This window comes from Flavobacterium sp. RHBU_24 (assembly GCF_046613695.1).
In the GTDB taxonomy this organism is placed as follows: domain Bacteria; phylum Bacteroidota; class Bacteroidia; order Flavobacteriales; family Flavobacteriaceae; genus Flavobacterium.
The window spans coordinates 158,212-181,928 of the sequence record NZ_JBKJHD010000004.1; the positions used below are offsets into that span (position 1 = coordinate 158,212).

24 protein-coding genes are annotated in these 23,717 nt (G+C 45.3%); 12 read left to right on the forward strand and 12 right to left on the reverse strand.

Features of this window, described 5'->3' with window-relative positions; translation table 11 throughout:
• The first annotated feature begins 18 nt into the window (after positions 1-18).
• The 4 genes from ACLI09_RS06435 to ACLI09_RS06450 are packed head-to-tail and all read left to right on the forward strand — an operon-like array spanning position 19 to position 3,457.
• On the forward strand, positions 19-1,515 hold the full coding sequence (locus ACLI09_RS06435; RefSeq protein ID WP_411418775.1) for a phytoene desaturase family protein: 1,497 nt from the start codon (positions 19-21) through the stop codon (positions 1,513-1,515).
• A complete protein-coding gene (locus ACLI09_RS06440) occupies positions 1,512-2,351 on the forward strand; it encodes a phytoene/squalene synthase family protein (protein ID WP_411418776.1) in 840 nt (279 codons plus the stop codon). The genes ACLI09_RS06435 and ACLI09_RS06440 overlap by 4 nt, the downstream gene beginning before the upstream one ends.
• Positions 2,352-2,360: 9 nt before the next feature.
• A complete protein-coding gene (locus tag ACLI09_RS06445) occupies positions 2,361-2,810 on the forward strand; it encodes a beta-carotene hydroxylase (protein ID WP_411418777.1) in 450 nt (149 codons plus the stop codon).
• A 47-nt stretch (positions 2,811-2,857) separates the two neighbouring features.
• Positions 2,858-3,457, forward strand: a complete 600-nt coding sequence (locus ACLI09_RS06450) for a hypothetical protein (protein WP_411418778.1) — start codon at positions 2,858-2,860, stop codon at positions 3,455-3,457.
• An 83-nt stretch (positions 3,458-3,540) separates the two neighbouring features.
• Here ACLI09_RS06450 and ACLI09_RS06455 read toward each other — a convergent pair whose 3' ends face one another.
• On the reverse strand, positions 3,541-4,509 hold the full coding sequence (locus ACLI09_RS06455; RefSeq protein ID WP_411418779.1) for an ion channel: 969 nt from the start codon (positions 4,507-4,509) through the stop codon (positions 3,541-3,543).
• 450 nt (positions 4,510-4,959) lie between these two features.
• Here ACLI09_RS06455 and ACLI09_RS06460 point away from each other — a divergent pair, with 450 nt between their 5' ends.
• Genes ACLI09_RS06460 through ACLI09_RS06470 form a run of 3 tightly spaced genes read left to right on the forward strand, consistent with a single transcriptional unit; the run spans position 4,960 to position 6,781 of the window.
• Entirely contained in the window at positions 4,960-5,658 is a 699-nt protein-coding gene (locus ACLI09_RS06460; protein WP_411418780.1) for a TlpA family protein disulfide reductase, read from the forward strand.
• A 41-nt stretch (positions 5,659-5,699) separates the two neighbouring features.
• Positions 5,700-6,452, forward strand: a complete 753-nt coding sequence (locus tag ACLI09_RS06465; RefSeq protein ID WP_411418781.1) for a hypothetical protein — start codon at positions 5,700-5,702, stop codon at positions 6,450-6,452.
• 47 nt (positions 6,453-6,499) lie between these two features.
• Positions 6,500-6,781 carry a hypothetical protein gene (locus ACLI09_RS06470; RefSeq protein WP_411418782.1) on the forward strand — a complete coding sequence of 94 codons (282 nt, stop codon included), beginning with the start codon at positions 6,500-6,502 and terminating at the stop codon, positions 6,779-6,781.
• A gap of 46 nt (positions 6,782-6,827) precedes the next feature.
• On the opposite strand, the gene ilvA is transcribed toward ACLI09_RS06470, so the two are convergent.
• The 8 genes from ilvA to ACLI09_RS06510 all read right to left on the reverse strand — a co-directional run bounded on the left by ilvA (position 6,828) and on the right by ACLI09_RS06510 (position 17,180).
• Positions 6,828-8,090 (reverse strand): threonine ammonia-lyase IlvA, encoded by a 1,263-nt coding sequence (ilvA, locus tag ACLI09_RS06475; protein WP_411418783.1) that lies wholly within the window; start codon positions 8,088-8,090, stop codon positions 6,828-6,830.
• A 135-nt stretch (positions 8,091-8,225) separates the two neighbouring features.
• Positions 8,226-9,272, reverse strand: a complete 1,047-nt coding sequence (gene ilvC, locus ACLI09_RS06480; RefSeq protein ID WP_411418784.1) for a ketol-acid reductoisomerase — start codon at positions 9,270-9,272, stop codon at positions 8,226-8,228.
• 215 nt (positions 9,273-9,487) lie between these two features.
• Positions 9,488-10,075 carry an acetolactate synthase small subunit gene (ilvN, locus tag ACLI09_RS06485; protein WP_411418785.1) on the reverse strand — a complete coding sequence of 196 codons (588 nt, stop codon included), beginning with the start codon at positions 10,073-10,075 and terminating at the stop codon, positions 9,488-9,490.
• 171 nt (positions 10,076-10,246) lie between these two features.
• Positions 10,247-12,007 (reverse strand): biosynthetic-type acetolactate synthase large subunit, encoded by a 1,761-nt coding sequence (gene ilvB / locus ACLI09_RS06490; RefSeq protein ID WP_411418786.1) that lies wholly within the window; start codon positions 12,005-12,007, stop codon positions 10,247-10,249.
• A gap of 185 nt (positions 12,008-12,192) precedes the next feature.
• Positions 12,193-13,872: a dihydroxy-acid dehydratase gene (gene ilvD / locus ACLI09_RS06495; protein ID WP_411418787.1), complete on the reverse strand. Its 1,680-nt coding sequence runs from the start codon at positions 13,870-13,872 to the stop codon at positions 12,193-12,195.
• A gap of 195 nt (positions 13,873-14,067) precedes the next feature.
• Entirely contained in the window at positions 14,068-14,979 is a 912-nt protein-coding gene (locus tag ACLI09_RS06500) for a branched-chain amino acid transaminase (RefSeq protein ID WP_411418788.1), read from the reverse strand.
• Between the two features lie 476 nt (positions 14,980-15,455).
• The gene (locus tag ACLI09_RS06505; protein ID WP_411418789.1) at positions 15,456-16,355 is read right to left on the reverse strand and encodes a lytic transglycosylase domain-containing protein; all 900 of its coding nucleotides are present in this window, start codon (positions 16,353-16,355) and stop codon (positions 15,456-15,458) included.
• 159 nt (positions 16,356-16,514) lie between these two features.
• Positions 16,515-17,180 carry an alpha/beta fold hydrolase gene (locus tag ACLI09_RS06510; protein WP_411418790.1) on the reverse strand — a complete coding sequence of 222 codons (666 nt, stop codon included), beginning with the start codon at positions 17,178-17,180 and terminating at the stop codon, positions 16,515-16,517.
• Between the two features lie 121 nt (positions 17,181-17,301).
• Here ACLI09_RS06510 and ACLI09_RS06515 point away from each other — a divergent pair, with 121 nt between their 5' ends.
• From ACLI09_RS06515 to ACLI09_RS06535, 5 genes are all read left to right on the forward strand, one after another.
• A complete protein-coding gene (locus ACLI09_RS06515) occupies positions 17,302-18,027 on the forward strand; it encodes a pirin family protein (protein ID WP_411418791.1) in 726 nt (241 codons plus the stop codon).
• 2 nt (positions 18,028-18,029) lie between these two features.
• Positions 18,030-18,317 carry a GNAT family N-acetyltransferase gene (locus ACLI09_RS06520; RefSeq protein WP_411418792.1) on the forward strand — a complete coding sequence of 96 codons (288 nt, stop codon included), beginning with the start codon at positions 18,030-18,032 and terminating at the stop codon, positions 18,315-18,317.
• A 114-nt stretch (positions 18,318-18,431) separates the two neighbouring features.
• Positions 18,432-19,148 carry a 3-ketoacyl-ACP reductase gene (locus ACLI09_RS06525; RefSeq protein WP_411418793.1) on the forward strand — a complete coding sequence of 239 codons (717 nt, stop codon included), beginning with the start codon at positions 18,432-18,434 and terminating at the stop codon, positions 19,146-19,148.
• Positions 19,149-19,154: 6 nt separating this feature from the next.
• Positions 19,155-19,790: a class I SAM-dependent methyltransferase gene (locus tag ACLI09_RS06530; RefSeq protein WP_411418794.1), complete on the forward strand. Its 636-nt coding sequence runs from the start codon at positions 19,155-19,157 to the stop codon at positions 19,788-19,790.
• A 32-nt stretch (positions 19,791-19,822) separates the two neighbouring features.
• The gene (locus ACLI09_RS06535) at positions 19,823-20,059 is read left to right on the forward strand and encodes a hypothetical protein (protein WP_411418795.1); all 237 of its coding nucleotides are present in this window, start codon (positions 19,823-19,825) and stop codon (positions 20,057-20,059) included.
• Between the two features lie 293 nt (positions 20,060-20,352).
• On the opposite strand, the gene mtaB is transcribed toward ACLI09_RS06535, so the two are convergent.
• From mtaB to ACLI09_RS06550, 3 genes are all read right to left on the reverse strand, one after another.
• On the reverse strand, positions 20,353-21,687 hold the full coding sequence (mtaB, locus tag ACLI09_RS06540; RefSeq protein ID WP_411418796.1) for a tRNA (N(6)-L-threonylcarbamoyladenosine(37)-C(2))-methylthiotransferase MtaB: 1,335 nt from the start codon (positions 21,685-21,687) through the stop codon (positions 20,353-20,355).
• 188 nt (positions 21,688-21,875) lie between these two features.
• Positions 21,876-23,393 (reverse strand): glutamate synthase subunit beta, encoded by a 1,518-nt coding sequence (locus ACLI09_RS06545; protein ID WP_411418797.1) that lies wholly within the window; start codon positions 23,391-23,393, stop codon positions 21,876-21,878.
• Positions 23,390-23,659 carry a hypothetical protein gene (locus tag ACLI09_RS06550; protein WP_411418798.1) on the reverse strand — a complete coding sequence of 90 codons (270 nt, stop codon included), beginning with the start codon at positions 23,657-23,659 and terminating at the stop codon, positions 23,390-23,392. The genes ACLI09_RS06545 and ACLI09_RS06550 overlap by 4 nt, the downstream gene beginning before the upstream one ends.
• Positions 23,660-23,717 lie beyond the last annotated feature (58 nt).

Consider the following 23,717-nt stretch of genomic DNA (forward strand, 5'->3'; position numbering starts at 1 on the left):
GAGATAATTTAGGAGGCAATGAAAAAAGATATTAAAATTATAGGCTCAGGATTTTCATCATTGGCGGCTGCGTGCTACCTGGCGCAACAGGGGCATACTGTTACCGTTTATGAAAAAAATGCCACACCGGGGGGCAGGGCAAGGCGCTTGCAAAAAGACGGCTTTACCTTTGATATGGGGCCTACCTGGTACTGGATGCCTGATGTTTTTGAACGCTTTTTTGCCGATTTTGGTAAGCAACCCTCCCACTATTATTCCCTTAAAAAACTGTCGCCTGCCTATCGGGTTTACTTTGGCGAGGCCGATTATATGGATATTGCCGATAACCCGGATGATATTATAAAAACTTTTGAAAGTGTTGAAGCAGGCAGCGGTACCGCCTTGCAATCTTTTATGGCAGAAGCCCATGACAATTATGAAATAGCCATAAAAAACCTAGTGTACCGTCCGGGAGAATCCCCTCTGGAGTTGGTTACGCCCCAAACCATTACCCGCCTGGGTCAGTTTATGGGCAATATAAGCCGCGACATCCGTAAAAAGTTTAAGAACAGCAAGCTGGTGCAGGTGCTGGAGTTTCCGGTACTGTTCCTTGGCGCTAAGCCCAGCGATACGCCCAGCTTTTACAGCTTTATGAACCACGCCGACTTTGGCCTGGGTACCTGGCATCCTAAAAATGGTATGTACAGCGTGGTAGAAGGTATGGTGAGGCTGGCTGAAGATTTGGGCGTAAACATCATTACCGATGCGCCTGTTGCTAAAATTAATGTAGCAAACGGGGCAGTGGCTTCGCTAAATATAAATAATGAAACCATTACTGCCGACCTTATTGTGTGCGGCGCCGATTACCACCACGGCGAAAGCCTGCTCGACCCGCAATACCGCCAGTATTCTGAAAAGTACTGGGAAGCCAAAACATTTGCGCCTTCCTCCCTCCTGTTTTATGTAGGCTTTGATAAAAAACTGGAGAACCTGGAGCACCACACACTGTTTTTTGACACCGACTTTGATGTGCACGCGAAGGATATTTATGACAATCCCCGCTGGCCCGATGAACCTTTGTTTTACGCCAGCTTTCCCTCTAAAACCGATGAAAATGCCGCACCACAAGGACAGGAGGCAGCAACCTTCCTTATTCCTCTTGCCCCTGGTATAGAAGACACGCCTGAATTGCGCGAAAAGTACTTCGGTATCATCATTAACAGGCTTGAAAAACTAACCGGACAGGAGGTGCAAAGCCACATACTGTTTAAAGAATCGTACTGCCTTAACGACTTTATTAACGATTATAACTCATACAAAGGAAATGCCTATGGCCTTGCCAATACGTTGTGGCAAACGGCGTTCCTTCGCCCCAAATTACGCAGCCCAAAAGTTAAGGGCCTGTATTTTACAGGGCAGCTTACCGTACCCGGGCCGGGCGTACCCCCCGCCCTCATCTCGGGCAAGCTGGTAGCCGACCTTATACAAAAACAACTTGCTAAATCCTCAAAAACACCTATAACTGCAACCGTATGAAATCGATTTTTGACACCATATCCTTTGCCTGCAGCCGTAGCATTACGCGTGCCTACAGCACTTCGTTTGCCTCGGCTGTAAAAATGCTGGCACCCTCTATAAGGCAGGATATTTATAACATATACGGCTTTGTGCGCTGTGCCGACGAAATTGTAGACAGCTTTCACGATTATGACAAGGAACAGTTGTTTAGCATGTTTGAGGCTGAGCTTGCCAGCGCGATACACCATGGCATAAGCCTTAACCCGGTACTGAACGCGTTTCAGCACACGGTAAAAAAATATAACATTCCACAGGAACTTATCGATGCTTTTATGAAAAGCATGAAGCTTGATTTGTACAAAAAAGAATACACCAGCTTTGCAGAGTATAACGAGTATATTTATGGCAGCGCCGATGTTGTAGGGCTTATGTGCCTTAAAGTATTTGTAAATAATGACGATGTCCGCTACAATCAATTAAAAGACGCTGCCATGAGGCTGGGCTCTGCGTTCCAGAAGGTTAATTTTCTGCGCGACCTTAAGGCAGATATGGAAGGGCTTGACCGCATCTACTTCCCTACCCTTAACCTGGAAGAGATGAACGATCAAACTAAGCACGCAATTGTTGAGGAGATTGAGGCCGACCTTCATGAAGGCTATAAAGGAATCCTGCAGTTGCCCACCGAGGCAAAGTTTGGTGTATATACTGCCTATGTATATTACAAAGCACTGCTTACAAAGCTTAAGAATACGCCCCCGCTGGAGATTAAAAACCGCCGCATCCGCGTACCGGATTACCAGAAAGTTACACTGCTTGCCAAATGTTACCTTGACTACCGTTTTAATTTTATATAAATTTGCCTTATGCCCGTCTGGATACACATACTCGTTTTTTTTGGTGCCTTTTTCATGATGGAATTTATGGCGTGGTTTACCCATAAGTATGTAATGCATGGCTTTTTGTGGAGCCTGCACCGCGACCACCACCTTAAAGACCACGACTCGTGGTTTGAGCGCAACGATACTTTTTTTATATTTTATGCCATTATAAGCATTGTTTTTTTCCTGCTGTGGCGCTACGATATTTTAGAAATCGGCCTTGCCATAGGCATGGGTATTTTTGCCTACGGGTTTACCTATTTTATGGTACACGACATTTTCATCCACCAGAGGTTTAAGATTTTTCGCAATGCAAACAGCCGCTACGGCAAAGCCGTGCGCCGCGCCCACAAAATGCACCATAAGCATATTAATAAAGAGCACGGCGAGTGCTTTGGGATGCTGCTGTTCCCATATAAATACTGGAAGAAATAGCAAAATTTAAAACTGATTAGTATATTTGGGCAACCAAATTAACCAATATGTTAGAACTCCCCATAACCATCAGGACGCCAAGGCCCGATGAAGTATCATCAGATTATCTCTCAAAAATAAATTTGGCCAAATCGGCTAATATAGTTGAAGGCTACACCTTGTATACTGTTGATGACCCGTCGCTTTCATATAACTTTTATGCCGAGATTAATGTAGACAACTCACGGTTTTGGAGCTTGTTTACAACATTCCTGCTTTCTTATAATACTGAAGTTTCGTTGCTCTTTGGGCATGTTGATACTGAGCCGTTCTTAGGCAGGTATTCGGATAAGTTTGAAATATTAAATGCGATATCAGAATATAGCTATGAACTTAGTGTTGATCCTTTTTTAGAATTTGGAATAGTTTACAGCCACAATGGTATAACCAAAGAAGCCTATGTAAAAAAACCAAAGTACATACAGTACTGGGGTGTTGATTTTGAAGAGTTTGACCAGATAATGCAAAAATTTTCAATTTACAAAAGTGATGATTTAAACTTTATAGATGAGTATCCGATGGTAAGCGAAAGTGTACGGATGCATAATGATGCCGCGACAGATACCGGCGTGATAATAGAAAAACTTACAGCAATTTTTACGGAATAAAAATAGCATGGAGATCAGTAAAATTTCACAGTAATATAACGCAAAAAATAAAACAGCTGCACTTTCATGCAGCCCGTTTACTATTATATTTCTACCCTTTTAAAGGTGTTTATCTTATCCAGTTCCAGTATGGTTTTGGTCTGGTCGTTATTTTCGGCATACATCATTTCAAATTTGGCGCCATATACAATTTCATCAAAGGTGTAGCTGGTACTAATAGCCACGGTAGTACTAAAAAGGTCGTCAAACGCTTTCACAGCAACAATAACCTCTCCTTCCATATTGGCAAAATCCTCCGCAGTAAAACCATACAGGGGGCTTTCTTCGGTTATGGGGTGCACAAGTGTCCAGCTTAGCGAAAGTGAGTTAATATAACTCATCTCCAGTGGCAACTGGTAAAATTTGTTTACCGGGTTGCCGTGTTCGTCTTTAATTACCATACCCAGGGTAACGCGCGCCTCGGCATCCATAAGGTTGGTATTTTTGGGCGATGCCATACGCATCATTAGTCCGCGGCCATCCTTGTAAGGCGATATCAGTGCATTATGCGAAAAAATAACAAACGCCTGGGGCTTGCTAAAGCGCCCGTAAAACAAACCCGTAGCTATGGCAAAACTAAGCAGGCCTGTCAATGCTTCGGTGGCGGCCAGGGCACTGGTGGCAATGCCATTGGGGCTTATGTGGCCATAGCCTACTGTGGTAAACGTCTGTGCACTAAAAAAATAGGCTTTCCCAAACTGAATCCACTTACTTTCTATACTGCCTATACCATCAAGGTTTTCTACGCCAATGGCATAATACAGCGAAGCAAACACGAAATTAATACTCGCGTAAAAGGATACAATAATACCCAAAAACTTCCATCCGGGCATAGTTAACATGGTGTGGTACCAACTAATACGCTCAAAAAAAGTCAGCCCGCGTTTGATAACATTGGCCGAACCATCTTTATTGATAAACCGCCCCCCATAACTCGAGGGGTTGGTACCAAAACCGGTGGTAGTTACGCTTTCTGCCTTGCTGTTAACTTTTTTTACCGAATCTTTAGCCATATAAATTTGTCTAAAATTACTGCTTCACAACACTTTAATCATGGCGCATGAGGTGGTTCCATCTTATAAATAAACACCCGGTGCGTAACTTGTAAAGTCCGCCGGCAGAGTGAGCGCACCGGCTTAACCTTATAATTGCTTACTATGATGTTTTAAACCCCAAAAGTATCAATAATTTATTTAAATCGTACAATACTTCAGCGGTTATAGGGCCATGGAAAGTGCGAACTTCTGCACTAACCGTAAAGTTTCATTTATGGTACTCTCGCGGTTCAGGTGCTGTAAAAGTTATCTAATTTAGAATGTTAAAGAGCCATCCGTCTGGGCAGCTTATTTTCAACTTATCATAATATATAGCTGAAAATCAACACATATTTATACCCTAAAATAATTTTGTATCTATTATTTAACTAATTTTACAATACCATGCCAAACCATTAACTAATAACTATGCAACGTTTATTAGTACATATCGCTCTGTTATTGTTTCCGCTCTTACTATTCAGCCAGGGCGACAGCCTCTTTTTTTCAGATGCCATCAAAATAAAATACAAAACCTATAAGGCACAATCAGAGCGTGCTTTTCGCAACGGCGATATAGAAAAAGGGAAATTGTTGTTTGATTCGCTGGTATCGCATCGCCTTAAAGGCACTACGTTTGACGACTTTACCTTTAAAAAAGCAGGCGGGGCAAAACTTGAACTCAGCAGCATACATAAGCCTATTGTACTGGTAACGTTTGCCTCATGGTGCGTACCGGCCACCGGTGAAATCCCGGCGCTGAACCGCCTTGCACAAAAATACCGTAAAGATGTGCAGTTTGTAGTGTTGTTTTGGGACCGTAAGCATAACATGAAGAAGATAGCCCATAAGTTTAACCATAGCATTATTGTATGCTACGCGCACGAATCGTATAAAAACGATGCTCCTGTAGTTGCGGCTGTAAAGCACACCCTGGGCTTTCCTACCGCTTTTTACCTTGATGAAAACCGTAAGGTTATCGATATAAAACGATGTGGCCTAAACCAGGTTTTCAAGAAAACCCAATACCAGAAAGCCTACGCCCTCAATTATAATGCCTACCTTACTAATATGGCGCCGCTGGTTATGAACATGGAACTTAAAAAAGAAGTTTTGGCGGTAAAATAACGGCATTCTTTTTGCTGGTTCAGAGCAAAACCAATGACGACATGAAACTATTTATCAGCAGTTTAGCCATATTACTTATACCAATATGTTTATTTGGGCAAGAGGCAAAATTTACACCGCCCTCGCCAAAGTATAAAATTAACGGCCAGGCGGTAATATACGAAGGTTACATCATAAGCCGCGATGGGGCAAAAGCCTATACCGAGAAACGCGAACCTGTCGGTTTTTGCTTTAACTACGAGGCGCGGCTTCCGGTAATAAAGGAAGTAGATAGCCTGGTTATGGTAGCCTTTAGCAAGGAAAACAGAAATGACGATTACGAGTTTTTATACGTCAGCAAAAAGAGTATTGGTAATGAAACTGATATTCCTTTAGATAATTATGACCTTAACGAGCGTTATGTTTATAACGAATCATGGCGCTATGAGAACGTTTCATCTGCTGAAGACTGTGGGGAAAGCAACGAAACTCCAATTGAGAAAGATGCTTTTAACCCTGATGATTACCCCGACGCTCTAGTTGAGTTAGTTAGTGAAAAAGATTTTTTTAATGCGGAACTTAAGGCAATTGATTACCTCACAATAGATAAATCAATCAAAAAAGTGGACGAGACCATAACTATAGGTGGGCAAAAATTTACCGATGATGTAAGTGAAGAAGGCGCAATGCTTATCAACGCATTTACCTATGTAGGTGACTATAAAGCCGTAATGCCTCTTTGCTTGAATACATGTGTTCTGTCTGTGAAGAGTATAGCTACCTACTTATTAATAAACAGACAGGTAAAGAAATAGCAATCTCTACAAATATTCCGGTTTTCTCTAAAGACTATAAATACGTGATGGATTTAGGCCAGCTTTTTAGCAGTAACCCCACAATACTGTCCTGCTACAAATGGAAAGATAAAAACAAAACCGAAGTACCAAGTACCTATAAAGAATTTGCCAACTGGTCGCCCGTAGGCAAAGGCTTTTGGGGGAATGACGATTGTTTTTATACGCCTGTAGTGCCTACAATAACAATAGATAACCACAATGCCGAAGAAAAGGAACGCACTGTAGACGCTTTTAACTTCAGGTATGTAAAGATAACCATTAAAGGGCCTACGCCAAAACATGAATAATCAGGTTAAAGAATTTCTCAGTCTTTAAATTATCCAAATCTTTCAATCAAACCAATAAATTCAGCAAATGCGGCTGGTTGTTAAGGTAGTCTACATAAAAGCCGCGCTCCTTCATATTAGCCAGTAGCACATCATATTCCGATGCATTTTTAAGCTCAATACCCACAACCGCGGTACCTTTTTCTTTGCTGTTCTTCTTGGTATATTCAAAATGGGTAATATCATCCGTAGGGCCTAAAACGTTCATTACAAATTCGCGCAGGGCACCGGGCCGTTGCGGGAATTTTACCAGGAAATAATGCTTGAGCCCCGCATACAGCAGCGCCCCCTCCTTAATTTCCTCCATACGGGTAATGTCGTTGTTACTGCCGGAAATGATGCACACCACGTTCTTGCCTTTAATTTCATCGGCAAACTGGTATAATGCCGCTACCGATAGCGCCCCGGCTGGCTCGGCAACAATGGCATCCTTATTATACATGCTCAGTATCACCTGGCAAATTCGGCCCTCTTCTACCGTACGCATGTCGTGCAGGGTCTGTTTACAAATATCAAAGGTATACTCGCCCACCTTTTGTACAGCGGCGCCATCTACAAATTTATTAATACGGTCCAGGTGAACCGTTTCGCCCTTTTCAAGCGCTTTTTTCATACTGGGTGCTCCCGTAGGCTCCACCCCTATTATCTTCGTATCGGGCGAAAGCTGCTGAAATACCGAGCTCAGCCCCGCTGCAAGCCCACCTCCGCCTATAGGCACGAAAATGTAGTCTATGGGTTGCGGCAGCTGCTCCAGTATTTCCAGTGCTATGGTGGCCTGCCCTTCAATAATCTTAGGGTCGTCAAAAGGGTGTATGAACACCGCCCCGCGCGATTCGCAAAAATCAGTCGCGGCATACTTGGCTTCATCAAAGGTATCGCCAGCCAAAACCACATCTACATAATCACCTCCAAACATTTTTACCTGCTCCAGCTTTTGCCCCGGTGTGGGTGTGGGCATAAAAATGGTGCCGTGCACCTGCATTTTATTACAGGCAAAAGCCACACCCTGCGCATGGTTGCCGGCGCTGGCGCATACCACGCCTTTAGCCAGGTCGGTAACGCTAAGGGTAGCCATTTTGTTATAGGCGCCACGAAGCTTGTAGGAACGTACCGGCTGCAGGTCTTCCCGCTTGAAATAAATGTGCGCGCCATACATTTCGCTGGCCGTACGGTTTAGCGTAAGCGGCGTGCGGTTAATGATGCCTTTTAGCCTGTCGGCTGCCTGTTGCACATCGTTTAAAGCCGGGAAATATGTTGTTTTGGTATTCATGTTTTCTGTCTCCTGCAAGGTTTTAAAAACCTTGTAGGTATTTTGTAACGGTAAATATAAAACCTACAAGGTCAAAGACCTTGCAGGTTGTGAGTTAAATATGCTAAAGAATAGCTTCGCTGTCGCCGTGCGACCTTAGTTGTTCTCAGGCCTGAGGCTGCGCACCGTTTTACCCGCCTGCCACATTTCGCTGTCGCGAAGCTCGGCAAGTTCGGCTTCCAATTTTACACGGTAGTCCGGCTTGCTGTTGCTGCTTATCGAATACCCTGCCTCTTTACCTGTTTCTACACTATCATACAGTTCTTCAAATACAGGCTTGGTAGCATCTTTAAATTTTTTCCACCAGTCAAGCGCGCCACGCTGTGCAGTGGTAGAACAATTGGCATACATCCAGTCCATACCGTTCTCTGCCACAAGCGGCATAAGCGATTGCGTAAGCTCTTCCACGGTTTCATTAAACGCCTCAGAGGGTGTATGGCCTTTAGAACGAAGCACCTCATACTGGGCCGCGAAAATACCCTGAATAGCGCCCATAAGCGTACCACGCTCTCCGGTAAGGTCAGAGTATACCTCTTTTTGGAAGTTTGTTTCAAATAAATAACCCGAACCTATGGCAATACCAAGGGCCACTACCCTGTCCCAAGCCTTGCCGGTAGCATCCTGAAAGATGGCGAAACTGCTGTTAAGCCCACGGTTTTGCAGGAACATACGGCGTAGCGATGTACCTGAGCCTTTAGGTGCAACAAGGAACACGTCTACATTTTCCGGCGGAACGATACCCGTTTGTTCATTAAAGGTTACGCCAAAGCCATGTGAGAAATAAAGCGCCTTACCGGCAGTAAGGTTTTCTTTAACCAATGGCCAATACTCTATCTGGGCGGCATCACTAAGCAGGTAGCAAATGATAGTGCCTTTTTGCAGGGCTTCTTCAATTTCAAAAAGGGTTTCGCCCGGTACAAAGCCATCGGCAACAGCCTTATCCCATGAAGCCGAATTTTTACGCTGGCCCACAATTACGTTGATGCCGTTATCTTTCTGGTTAAGCGCCTGGCCGGGGCCCTGTACGCCGTAGCCTATTACCGCTACTACCTCATCTTTTAATACTTCCTGTGCTTTTTGTAACGGGAATTCATCGCGGGTTACCACGTTTTCTTCAACCCCGCCAAAATTTAATTTTGCCATTTGTTTTGTTTTTAAGTTTCTTAGTTTCTGAGCGGCTTAGCTTCTTAGCAAGCTTTACTCAAAAGTATTTGTTAGTTTTATATTCTAGTTACTGAGGTGCTGAGTTTCTTAGGTTTTTGGGCCGCTTCACTCATACGTCTTTTCCGGCTGAGTGAAGTTCCTCCCTCTGAGAGGGGCTGGGGGTGTGTCAACTTTAAACCTTAAACGCCGAAGGCTTACATCGTAAACACCCCATCCCGCTGGTCTAAAAACTCGTTCTCAATAGCAGGTTCGCTGGGCTTGGCAGCTTCAAATTCCATTACGGCTTTGTGTATGCCTTCGCTGGCTTTAATAACTGCTATGCGTGCGCTGCGCACAAACTCTATCAGTCCCCACGGTTGTAATGCCTCTACTAGAGCATCTATTTCCTCACGATGGCCGGTGGTTTCAAACACGGTATAGTCGTTACGTATCACTACCGTATTGGCACCGTACTGGCGCAGCAGGCGTTCTACCTTTACCTGTTCGGCTATTACTTTAGTCGGCACCTTGTACATGGCCATTTCCTGCCAAACAATCTCGTCGTCGGTATTAAAAAATACCTTTAGTACCTCAACCTGTTTTTCTATCTGTTTTACAACCTTCTCTACTACATCCCTGCTCTCATTGATAAGGATGGTAAAGCGGCTGATGCCCTCAACCTCAGCAGGGCAAACATTCATGGTTTCGATGTTTATTTTCCTGCGCGAAAACACTATGGCAATGCGGCCCATAAGCCCCACATGGTTTTCAGTATATACTGTTATGGTGAATTCCTGTTTCATAATCTTTAAGTTTCTTAGCGGGTGAGCTGCTTAATTTCTTAGGTAAGCTTCACTCGGTTTTTTTCCCTACACACCCTGACAGGTTTTGAAAACCTATCAGGTGTAGTTTACAGCATTAGGTTGTAGCACCAAGGAATGAACTATAAACAAATTAACTGCGGGCTTCGCCCGCTATATCTCCTCCCTGCTCAATACGATATCGCTCACGCTCCTGCCCTGAGGTACCATAGGGAATACGTTATTTTCCTTGCCCACCATTACTTCCAGCAGGTAACTGCCGTCGTGCTCCAGCATGGTTTTAAGGGCTTCGGTTAGCTTATCACGTTCGCTTACGCTGCTGCCTGGAATACCGTAGCCTTTAGCTACCTGCACAAAATCAGGGCTTTGTATATCTACAAACGAGTAGCGCTTTTCATGAAACAGCTGTTGCCACTGGCGTACCATACCCAGGAAGCAGTTGTTTAATATCAGTATTTTTACGTTTGGCTTAAATTGCATTATGGTACCCAGTTCCTGTATGGTCATCTGGAAACCACCATCTCCAATGATTGCCACAGTAGTACGGCTTGGGTCGCCATACGCCGCCCCTATAGCCGCCGGAAGCGCGTAGCCCATAGTACCCAGGCCGCCGCTGGTAATATTGCTGCGGGATTTGTTGTACTCCGCATAACGGCAGGCAACCATTTGGTGCTGGCCCACATCGGTAACTATAATGGCATCGCCACCTGTAAGCTCATTCAGTATACGCACTACCTCACCCATTGTAAGGACATCCGTTTGCGGGTACACCTCATCTTTAATTACTTTTTCTTCCTCAAGCACTTTACAGTCGGTAAACCTGCGGTGCCATGCCCCATGTTTTTTCTGTTCTACCAGTTCAGTTAGCAGCGGTAATGTTTCTTTACAGTCGCCCCATACCGGCACATCGGCCTTAACGTTCTTGTCTATCTCTGCCGGGTCAATATCCAGGTGGATAATCTTTGCCTGTTTGGCATACATATCGAGCCTTCCGGTAACGCGGTCGTCAAAACGCATCCCTATGGCAATCAGCAAATCGCATTCATTAGTTAGCTTGTTAGGGCCGTAATTGCCGTGCATGCCCACCATGCCCACACCCAGCGGGTGGTCTGTAGGTATGCCACTCATACCCAGTATCGTCCACGCCGTTGGGATGCCTGACTTCTCAACAAAAGCTTTAAATTCTTCTTCGGCTTTGCCAAGGATAACGCCCTGTCCAAATACAATGAACGGCCTTTCGGCAGCATTGATAAGCGCGGCAGCCTGTGCTATATATTCCGGACGCACTACGGGCGCGGGCCTGTAGCTGCGTATAAAGTTGCATTTTTTGTACCCTTTAAAGGCTATTTTTTGCAGCTGTGCATTCTTTGTAATATCAATAAGTACCGGGCCCGGCCTGCCTGAAGCCGCTATAAAAAATGCCTTCGCAATCACTGCCGGAAGTTCCTCGGCATCGGTAACCTGGTAATTCCATTTGGTAACCGGTGTGGTAATGTTTATCACATCGGTTTCCTGAAAGGCATCGGTGCCTAACAGGTGGGCAAATACCTGTCCGGTAATGCATACAAGCGGTGTACTGTCTATCATGGCATCGGCAAGGCCGGTAACCAGGTTAGTGGCGCCGGGGCCACTGGTGGCAAACACAATACCCGTTTTACCCGATACCCGTGCAAACCCCTGCGCCGCGTGTATGCCGCCCTGCTCGTGGCGCACCAATATATGTTGCAGCTTATCGTTATAGTCATACAACGCATCATATATTGGCATTATCGCCCCCCCCGGATAACCAAATATTGTGGTTACTCCTTCTTTTATAAACGCCTCAAGCAGTACCTGCCCGCCGGTGTGTGTTTTCGGTTCTTCAACAGGTACTTCCTGCGGAGTTGTTGCTGCTTTTTCAATCGTCTTTTCCATACAACTTAATTTTTTTGCCAATGCGTATTGGCTTATTTTTTGTCCCACGGCGTTGCCGCAGGCTTATAGGTTTGACCCTTACAGGGTCGTTTGTTTTAAATCAAGGCGTGAGCCACCCCGCCCTGCGGGCACCCCTCAAAAGGGGAATAGCTTCACTCAGACTTGAAATGCCAGTCCGGCTCGGACTAAAACTCGTCGGTTACACAGCCTTCCGCGGCTGATGATACTGTACGGGCATATTTATAAAGCAATCCGCTTTTTACTTTCAGTTCCGGTTGTTGCCAGGCTGCTTTACGGGCGGCCAGCTCTTCGTCGCTTAGCAGCACATTTATAGTGTTGTTTACAGCATCCAGTTCAATAATATCTCCATCCTGCACCAGGCCTATCACGCCACCGTCATACGATTCGGGCGTTATATGCCCTACCACAAAGCCGTGGGTACCGCCACTAAAACGGCCATCAGTTATCAGGGCTACGCTTTTGCCCAGGCCCGCGCCAATAAGAGCACTCGTAGGCTTAAGCATTTCCGGCATTCCGGGCGCGCCTTTTGGTCCTTCATTTTTTATCACAATCACGTCGCCGTGTTGAACCCTGCCGCCGCTAATGCCGGCTATAAGGTCTTTCTCGCCATCAAAAACACGGGCCGGGCCGGTAAACTTCTCGCCTTCCTTACCTGTAATCTTGGCTACGCTGCCGCCTGTTGCAAGGTTGCCGTACAATATACGCAGGTGGCCATCGGCCTTTATAGGGTCGGTAAGCGGGCGGATTATTTTTTGGGTTTCAAAATCAAGGGTAGGAACATCGGCCAGGTTTTCGGCAACGGTTTTTCCGGTTACGGTAAGGCAGTCGCCATGCAGCAGTCCCTGCTCCAGCATATACTTCATAACGGCAGGAATACCGCCATGATTGTGCAAGTCCTGCATTAAATACTTACCGCTTGGCTTCAGGTCGGCCAACACCGGCGTTATGTCGCTCATTTTCTGGAAGTCATCCTGGGTAAGCGAAACGCCCACACTCTTGGCAATGGCCACAAAATGCAGTACCGCATTGGTGCTTCCGCCCAATATACCGATGATACGCAGCGCATTCTCAAACGCTTTACGCGTCATGATGTCGCTGGGTTTTATGTCTTGTTCAAGTAATATTTTAATGTATTTACCGGCATCAAGGCACTCCTGCTGCTTGTCGGGGCTTAATGCTGGATTGCTGGACGAATACGGCAAACTCATGCCCAGCGCCTCTATAGCCGATGCCATGGTATTAGCCGTATACATACCACCACAGGCCCCCGCTCCGGGGCAGGCATTGCGTATCACACCCTGGTAATCAGTCTCGTTCATGGTACCGGCTATCTTCTGGCCCAATGCCTCAAACGCCGAAACGATGTTAAGGTCTTCGCCCTTGTAGCAGCCGGGGGCTATGGTACCGCCGTACACCATAAGGCTCGGCCTGTTGAGCCTTCCCATGGCCATAATACTCCCGGGCATATTTTTATCGCAGCCGGGTATGGTAATGAGTGCATCATAGTACTGCCCGCCGCAAATGGCCTCGATACTATCGGCAATTACGTCGCGGCTTACAAGGCTGTAACGCATACCATCGGTACCGTTGCTCATACCATCGCTTACGCCTATGGTGTTAAAAATAAGGCCGGCAAGGTTACTGTCCCAAGTGCCTTGTTTTACTACTTTGGCAAGGTCATTAAGGTGCATGTTGCAGGTGTTTCCGTCATAGCCCATACTGGCTATGCCCACCTGCGCCTTATCCATATCATCATCGGTAAAGCCTATGCCGTATAACATGGCTTTGGCGGCAGGCTGTGTATCGTCCTGCGTGAAAATACGCGAATATTTGTTTAATTTCATTAAGTTTTTTTTTCAGGTTTCAGGTTTCAAGTTTTGGTTACTTGTCACTGACAACCTTTGTATTTTAGTTTGTTTGTGTTTTGTCTGGTTTTAAGGAACCACCCCGCCCTTCGGGCACCCCTCAAGAGGGGAATAGCTTCACTCCTGCCGGATCAGCAGCGGCTGAAAACTGCGACTGCGACTGAAAACTTACTGTTAACTGTTAACCGAAAACTGTAAGCTTCCTTTAAACTCCTCCAATGTCTTCCCCAACACCAAATTAGAATAGCCTTTTTGTATGATGGCACACACGCTGCTGTCCCAGTCTTTTATAAAAGGCACATTGTCCAGCGACTCCAGCGGGACAATCTCGGCGGCCGTACCACAAAAGAAGGCCGCATCGGCACCACGCATCTCGTCCGGCGTAAAAAATTTCTCAACTACCGGGATGTCAAGTTCGGCACACATATCAATAACCGTGGCGCGGGTAATACCCGGAAGGATACTGCCCAGTGCCGGTGTATACAGTGTACCGTCTTTTTCAAAGAACACGTTAGCGCCGCTGCTTTCAGCAACATTTCCATTCGCATCGAGCACCAGGGCTTCGTCAAAACCTTTATCTTTAGCTTCCTGGCAGGCCAGTATAGAGTTTACATAGTGGCCGCTAACCTTGGCTTCTATTTTAAACGCCTTAGGGTTAGGGCGCTCAAAGCCTGAGGTCATGATGCGCAGCTTACCGCTAAGGTAGCCTTTGCTCCACTCCCATGCCTCTATAGTAAGGTAGCTTTCCCTGCCTTTGCTCAGCGACATATTAGGCGAGCAAAAAACCAGCGGGCGGATGTAAGCATCGCTAAAGCCGTTGCGCTCCAGCACTTCATAGGTAAGGGCGGTTAGCTCCTCTGTAGTGTAGTTAAACGGGATGTGCATCAGTTCAGCACTGCGGCGCAGGCGGTCATAATGCTCTTTTGCCTTAAAAATCTTAGTGCCACCTTCGGTCTTATAAGATTTAATGCCTTCAAAAACGGCATAACCATAGTGTAATGACTGCCCGTATAAATCGGTAGTGGCTTCGGCAGCTTTTACAAACTTGCCGTTGTAATAAATTACTGTATCGCTGTTGTAATACATATTATAATGATCGTTAAATCGGATTTTATATTGTTACTGCCCTTGCAGATAATACATGCATTGATTTATAGAGACAAAAAAGCCGTTCCTTTTTATGAGGGAACGGCTGAATATGACTTGTTATATCTATATATAGTACCCTCTTACGCTTTACAGCGAATGACAAAAATGCCAATAAGGACTACTATGTTATCTACTGCTTTCATTACTGTAACGAAAGTAGAAATTATATTTCAATAACAAAAAAAATTAACTGATAATTATTGAATAATAAACGATTTGGAAACATAGTATTTGCACTAATAGTGTAAAATAATTATCAAAAAAATACCATTTATCTCATTTCTATAGAAAAAGCAAACTTAAACCTCCTATCCGGGCATTATTTTTTTTGATATAATAAAAATTCGGCCTTGCGTATTAAAAACTACTATTAAAACCAATGCTTATTATTAATTCCTCTGCGTAACTACGTTTTAATACCCCGAGAGCGGTATCTCTACCTCATATTGTTTGCCTGCCGCAACGGTAAGGCTGCGGTCGCGCAGCCATGGGTTGTGTATCTTTAATATCTTATAGTTAATACCCTGCTCTTTGGCAAACGCCGACAAATCTGGTAGTGTAGTTGTTACTGCAACTTTTTTTACGGGTATCTGGGCATACAGTTCGGCAGGTGTGGCGGTAAAGCCGTATTGTGCCGGATGCTGCATAATCTCCTTAAACGCCAGTATACGGAATACGTAGCGGCTGGTTTCGTCGTTTAGAAGCAGGTCATAATAACTCTCTACCCCCTGAAAGGTTATCTGCTTATTAACCCCGCCTACACCGGCATTATATGAGGCCGCGGCAAGTGTCCACGAGCCAAATTTAGATTTTGCCGCCAAAAGGTATTTGCAGGCGGCCTCAGTGCTTTTAGCAAGGTGGTAGCGCTCATCTACAAGATCGGTAACCTCAAGGCCGTATTGCTTGCCGGTGTCGGGCATAAACTGCCAGTAACCCCTTGCCCCCGCCGGAGAAACTACATTTACCAGCCCGCTTTCGCACACGGCGAGGTATTTAAAATCATCGGGGATGCCGTACTGTTTTAATATCGGTTCTATAACCGGAAACACCCTGTTAGCCCGTTTTATGATAAGCAGCGTGCTGGCATCAAGGTTGGCGTTAACTAACAGTTCCCTATCCAGGCGTTCGCGCACATCACTTACATTAAGCGGCGTTTTCTCCCCTGCAAAATCTATCTGCGTGGGGAAATAATTTTTCTTTTCTGTCTTTATCTCTGTATACGCTTCGTGTTTATTATCATAAGTTGTGTGGACTAAAAGTCCGCCCAAACACACTAACGATGCTGCTATACTTGTATTCTTTATCCATTCCATATTGATGTTCTGTATTTTTATTGGCCTCACCCCAACCCCTCTCCAAAAGGAAAAAGGAGCGGGCTTCACTCGATTGTTATTTACTATTGTCTTCTCTATCTGTCCCCTCCCCCGGCCCCTCTCCGAAGGAGAGGGGAGCGAGCTGCAAACTGCCTACTGCTACTCAACACTGCCTTCAATCAATTCCGGCAGGTGCTCGCTCAGCCATTTCCCTTTTGTAAGCACCGTTACATGGGTTCCACCAGGTACAGGTATAAAACTTTTTAAATACCTTGGCGGAAACACCTCGTCTGCATCACCGTGAATGTGTACCACATCCATATCAGGGTCGCACCTGTCCCAGTTGATTATAGTTTTAAACGCCCAGTCGAGGTATTTCTTATCCCGCACCGACATAAATTTATCATATAAATTGAGCCTGCGCGTTACAGCATTATTGCCCACAAACATTTGCGCAAGCAACCCCATTTCCTGCATGAGCCGCGTGGGGAACAGGTGGTAGGCACGAATGCGCTTTGCAAACCGCATCCGCCGCGGAAACTCTGCATTGCAACGCACGCTAGATATGATAACAACCTTGCGGGCCTTTATAATTTTTGCCATTTCCTGTACTATAAGCCCGCCAAATGATACACCTATCAATACCGGGTTTTCCTCAATGCCTTTTGTCAGCCGTTTTGCATACTGTGCTATCGGTTCATTTTTTTCCGGCGGCAGCCAGGTAAGGTAATGGCAGGCAAACCTGTCTTCCGGCAAGTTTATGTTTTCAAAAATAGCGGGGCTCGCGGCCAGCCCCGGCATAAAATATACCGGTATCTTGTGCATCTGTGTGGTTTTAACACGCATAAAAGCGTTAACAATCAAATTTTATTCCGAAATTTGTATAAAATTAAAGTTTTGCGGTAAACGACTGCTGTTAAATTTTCGATTTACCCATAATAATTCTATGAAAACAAGACTATTTCCTAAGGCCCAGCGCGGTACGGCTAACCATGGCTGGCTTGAGGCCAATTTTTCATTTTCCTTTGGTAATTTTTATAATCCCGATATGGTGCAGTTTGGAATGCTGCGCGTACTAAATGATGACACCATAGCGGCGGGCACGGGTTTTGGCACCCATCCGCACGATAATATGGAAATTGTTACCATTCCGCTTGAGGGTGGCCTTACCCACCGCGATAGTATGGGCAACCAGGCTACAGTGCGCTTTGGCGAAGTACAGGTAATGAGTGCGGGCACCGGGATAACGCACAGCGAAATGAACGCCAGCCCGACTGACAGGGCAAAAACGCTACAGTTGTGGATTTTTCCGGAAAAACAGGATGTAACACCCCGTTACGACCAAAAAGGATTTGACCTGGAGGCCAACCGTAATAGCCTTGTAATGGTAGTGTCGCCAAATGATAAGAACGACGGTAATGCCCTGTGGATATACCAGCAGGCATGGCTGCACCTGGGTGTTTTTGACACGGCACAGCAAATTACATACCCTGTACATGGCGCCGGTAATGGCGTATATCTTTTCCTTATAGAAGGTTCCCTTGAAATAAACGGGCAAACTGTACATGAGCGCGACGCATACGGCGCTATTGAACTTGACACACTGATTATTACCACCACATCCCCGGCCAAAATACTGATTATTGAAGTGCCAATGCAATTTAAAGACTAATTATGGAAATTAAAGACAATGCATTCAACCGCCAGTTTGAGTCTACAGTAAATGGCAAACCTTATGTAATAGAATACAGCATACAGGAACGCAAGCTGTTTTTAACCAAGATACACCAGCCCGAAGAAATACCCGAAGACGACGAAGTTATTAATAATATGATAAAGCAGATACTCTCTGACGCCGAAGATAAAAGGTGGCGTGTAATGCCCATACATCCTAAAGCGGTAACGTTTTTCAGGAAAAACCCGGCATATAAGGGTATGCTCCCTCCGGGGATACGGTTATAGCGATTTGCGTTTAAGCCTTTATTGGCAAATGATCTCTATTAAACACCGGACTGTAATCATGTAACTTTAGAAATTTTGACTAATTAATATCCTAATAAATACAATACAACAAGAATGCAAAGCTTACAAGGAAAAACAGCGCTGATAACCGGCGCCGGAAAAGGCATAGGCAAAGCCGTAGCACTTGCCCTTGCGGAAGAAGGAGTTAACATAATACTAATAGCCCGCACCACTGTAGACGTAGAAGCTGTGGCAAAAGAAGTAGAAGCCAAAGGTGTGAAAGCACTGGCGCTTACCGCAGACGTGGCTGAACTCGTATCTGTAACCACAGCAGTAGAAAAAGCAGTAGCAGAATTTGGCACTATAGATATATTGATAAACAATGCAGGAATAGGCAAATTTGGAAAATTCCTTGACCTCAGCCCCGAGGAATTTGAACATATAATTAAGGTAAACCTAATGGGTGTGTATTATGCTACGCGTGCTGTACTTCCCGGCATGATAGAGCAGCAAAGCGGCGATATAGTAAATGTATCGTCTACCGCTGGGCTTAAAGGCGCAGCAGTTACCAGTGCTTACAGCGCAAGCAAATTTGCCGTGATGGGCCTTACCGAATCGTTGATGATGGAAGTACGCAAGCACAATATACGCGTTACCGCAATGGCGCCAAGCACCGTAGCTACTGATATGGCTAAAGACCTTAACCTTACCGATGGCAACCCTGATAAGGTAATGCAGGCAGAAGATTTTGCCGAGCTTATCATTGCGCAACTGAAATTAAACAGGCGAGTGTTTATAAAAGAAAGCAGCATCTGGTCTACAAATCCGTAAATAATTATGAGTAACGTTGCATGCCCGCTGTGCAGCGGAACCTCACAAACCTATTACGTACATAAGGAAAGGGAGTTTTTTAAATGCTCCCTTTGCCTTTCTGTTTTTTTAAACCCAAAGGATTATATTTCGGCTGAAGCCGAGCTGGCGCACTACAACAGGCACAACAACGACCCTGAAGATGTGCGTTACCAGAATTTTGTAATGCCTATCGTCTCACCCATTCTGGAAAATTTTACAAAAGAACATAAGGGGCTTGATTTTGGTTCGGGTAGCGGCTCCCCTATTATGAAATTGCTGAAAGATGCTAATTATAACATCCGCCAATACGACCTTTTTTACCACAATTACCCAGAGGTGCTGCAACAGCAATACGACTACATAGCCTGCAGCGAAACCGCCGAACATTTTAAAGAACCACACAAAGAATTTACACAACTACGCAACCTGCTGAAACCCGGCGGCACGCTTTATATAATGACGCTGCGCTACAACCCGGCGATTGATTTTGGCAATTGGTTTTATAAGACTGACCCTACCCACGTGTTCCTGTACAGCGATGAAGCCTTTGAATGGATTAGACAGGAATTCGGCTTTAAAAGTATGGTATTGGAAGGACGGGTTGCGGTACTGGGGTTGTAAATTTTTATTATCCTTATATAAAATAATGTATTATGGATACCTCAGCAATCAGACAAAATTTGATAGATAAGATAAAAACCAGTTTACCGGATAATGTGGTGATGGATATGGCACGCCTTGTTGAAATTAATGAGGACGAAGATTTAACTGTCGTTTTCACAGATGAACAACAAGCCCGTATAAATAGATCTTTACGGGATTATAAGGAAGGGCGGTATGTAAGCGGTGAAGTCGCTGAAAATGATATTCAGGAATGGCTAAAAGATTAATCTGGACAACCGAAGCGTTGAATGAAAGGAGAGAAATTTTTGAATATTGGAATAATCGAAACCAATCAAAATCCTACAGCAGGAAATTAAACAAATCATTTAACGAGCATATAGCATTAATACTTAAATATCCAGAAATTTGATTAAGAAAGAATAACAAAGATATATTCACTAAAACGGTCAGTAAATATAATATTATATATTTACTGCTTCAGAATTCAATTGTCATATTGAACATTTGGGACACAAGACAAGATTCAAACAAGTTGAAACATAAAGGTATTGACTTATAATTAAGCAAATACCGACTCCTTTACAAACTCAAACCGTACTACACCATCCTCATCAATTTTGGTAAGCGTCACCTCATGCAACGTATTAACCAGTTCAGGGTTCCATGGGGCTTTTACCTTCACATAGTTTTCGGTAAAACCGTGAATATAACCCTCTTTGTTTTCACCTTCAAATAGTACGGTACGGCTCGTGCCCAACTGGCTTTCATAAAATGCCCTGCGTTTTTTAACCGATAATCCCCTTAGCATCTTGCTGCGTTTGGCGCGCACGTTAGCTGGTACAGCGCCGTCCATTTCGGCGGCGGCAGTATTGTCACGCTCGCTGTAGGTAAACACGTGCAGATAGCTTATATCAAGATCATTGAGGTAATTATACGTTTCAAGGAAATGCGCGTCCGTTTCTCCGGGGAAGCCCACAATAACATCAACGCCCACACACGCATGCGGCATCACTTCGCGAATTTTAGCTACGCGCTCGGTATACACATTGCGCAGGTAGCGGCGGCGCATCAGTTTAAGGATATCATCGCTGCCACTTTGCAAAGGGATATGGAAATGTGGTACAAAAGTTCGGCTTTTGCTTACAAACTCTATGGTTTCATTTTTAAGCAGGTTCGGCTCTATCGAAGAGATACGTAGGCGCTCAATGCCCGGCACTTTATCCAACTCCTGCACCAGTTCATAAAAAGTATGCTCATGCTTTTTGTTGCCAAACTCACCCTTGCCATAGTCGCCTATGTTAACGCCGGTAAGTACAATTTCCTTAATGTTTTTTGCCGAAATTTCAGCAGCATTATCAAGCACGTTCTGCAAGGTATCACTACGCGAAATGCCCCGCGCCAACGGAATAGTACAGTAGGTGCATTTATAGTCGCAGCCGTCCTGAACCTTAAGGAATGCGCGCGTACGGTCGCCTATCGAGTAGCTGCCCACATAAAAATCGGCCTCCGATATTTCGCAGGAATGCACCTCGCCCATATCGTTTTTAGAAAGGTCGTTTATATAATCGGTAATCTTAAACTTTTCGGTAGCGCCCAGCACAAGGTCTACGCCATCTACGGCAGCAAGTTCTTCAGGCTTGAGCTGCGCATAGCAGCCCACGGCGGCAACAAAGGCTTTATCGTTGGCTTTCAGGGCCTTTTTTACAATTTGCTTAAACTGTTTATCGGCATTCTCAGTAACCGAACAGGTGTTGATTACATAAATATCCGCCGGGTCTTCAAAATCTACCCTGTCGAAACCTTCATCAGCAAAACTGCGCGCAATAGTACTGGTTTCAGAGAAATTCAGTTTGCAACCCAGTGTGTAAAAAGCGACTTTTTTCCTGTTTTCCATAATCATTAAGCCTAAAGCCTTATAAATAAGCCTGCAAAGTTACAAACAAAAGTTGAGTTATGAAATGGTTATTTCGGAACACTGATGACACTGATTTAATGGATTTTCACTGATAGATTTAAAAAAATCTGTGCACATCATGCTAATCTGTGTCATCAGTGTTCCCTTGATTATGTCATTAGTGTTCCCTACCCGCCAAAAGCCTCCGTCTCTAAACTCGCGTCCCTGTTCTCCAGCACTGAGGCCTCTTTACACAAAAACTCATCAACGTTACGGGCGCATTCACGGCCCTCGCTAATGGCCCATACCACAAGGCTCTGGCCGCGGCGCATATCGCCACAGGCAAAAATCTTGGGGTGCGAGGCTTTATAGTTTACATCATTGGCAAGCACATTGCCGCGTGCATCGGTTTCAAGGTTCAGTTTATCCGACAGATACTTTTCAGCACCTGCAAAACCTATGGCTATCAGCGCCAGGTCGCACGGCAGTATACGCTCGGTACCTTCCTTCTCAACAGAACGGATACGCTTACCGTGTTCAGAGAAATCCCAATGCAGGTCGGCCACTTTTATACCCGCCAGGTTGCCATTGCCATCACTTAAAAACGCTTTGGTAACCGTAGCAAAAAGCCGCTCTGCACCCTCCTCTTGTGATGATGAGGTACGGTATACTTCAGGGTATTCCGGCCACGGGGTATATAGTGGCCTGTTAGTCCCCGGCTGGTGCATTAGGGCAAGCTGGGTAACGCTCTTCGCACCTTGGCGGATGCTCGTACCCACACAGTCGCTGCCCGTATCGCCACTGCCTATGATTATTACGTTCTTGCCCTTAGCCGAAACTTCAGCATTAATAATGTTACTTTCTATTGCAGCATACGCCAATGGGTCCTGCCCGGCCACACGCTTGTTTTGCTGCTTTAAAAAATCCATCGCGTAGTGAATGCCTTTCAACTCACGCCCCGGCAATTCTACATTACGTGGCACCATGGCACCACCGGCAAGCACCACCGCGTCAAAATCGGCCAGTATGTCGCTCATAAAAACATTCACCCCCACATTAGCATGGTATTTAAAGGTGATGCCACTCTTTACCATAAGGTCGATACGGCGGTCTATCACGCTTTTTTCGAGCTTAAAATCGGGTATGCCGTAGCGTAAAAGCCCGCCTGCAGCGTCATCTTTTTCAAAAATGGTAATGCTGTGCCCAGCGGCATTCAGTTGTTCGGCTGCAGCCATACCCGCGGGGCCGCTGCCTACTATGGCGACTTTTTTACCTGTACGGTTTTCTGCCTGAAAAGGCTTAACCAACCCTTTTTCAAACGCTATCTCTATAATGTGTTTCTCTATCGCTTCAATGGCTACAGCCGGGCGGTTAATGTTCAGCACACATGACGATTCGCAAGGCGCGGGGCATATCCTGCCGGTAAACTCCGGGAAATTATTGGTGCTGGAGAGTATCTCGTACGCCTCCTCCCACTGCTCATTAAACACAGCATCGTTAAACTCAGGAATCACATTACCCAGCGGGCAGCCGCTATGGCAAAATGGCACACCGCAGTCCATACACCGTGCCGACTGCTGGTGTAGCTTCTCCTCCGAATACGGCGCTGTAAACTCTTTATAATGCTTGATACGCTGCGCCACGGGCTGCACTTCCGGCAACTCGCGATGGTATTCTTTAAACCCTGTTATTTTTTCCTGTTTCATTTTTCTTCTTTTTTCAAAGCGAATGGCAAGCGCCTTTCAGCTATCCCTGTTCCCGCTGTCTGCTGTAGCCCTCCGCTGCGCTGCGGAGCTGCCGCTCCCATCAGGGCTACGGGGGAATTGTCTTTTCCGTCAGTTATCGTCTCCCAACCTGCAAAGTCTTCACTACCTTGTAGGTTTAAATTAACCCAACCCACCCTACGGGCACCCCTCCAAAGGAGGGGAATCAGCGTACGTGCTACATGCAGTATATCCGTATGAGTGAGCATTCCCCTCCTTCGTAGGGGTGGCTGAAAGCCGGGGTGGTTTTAAACAGTATTAATACTT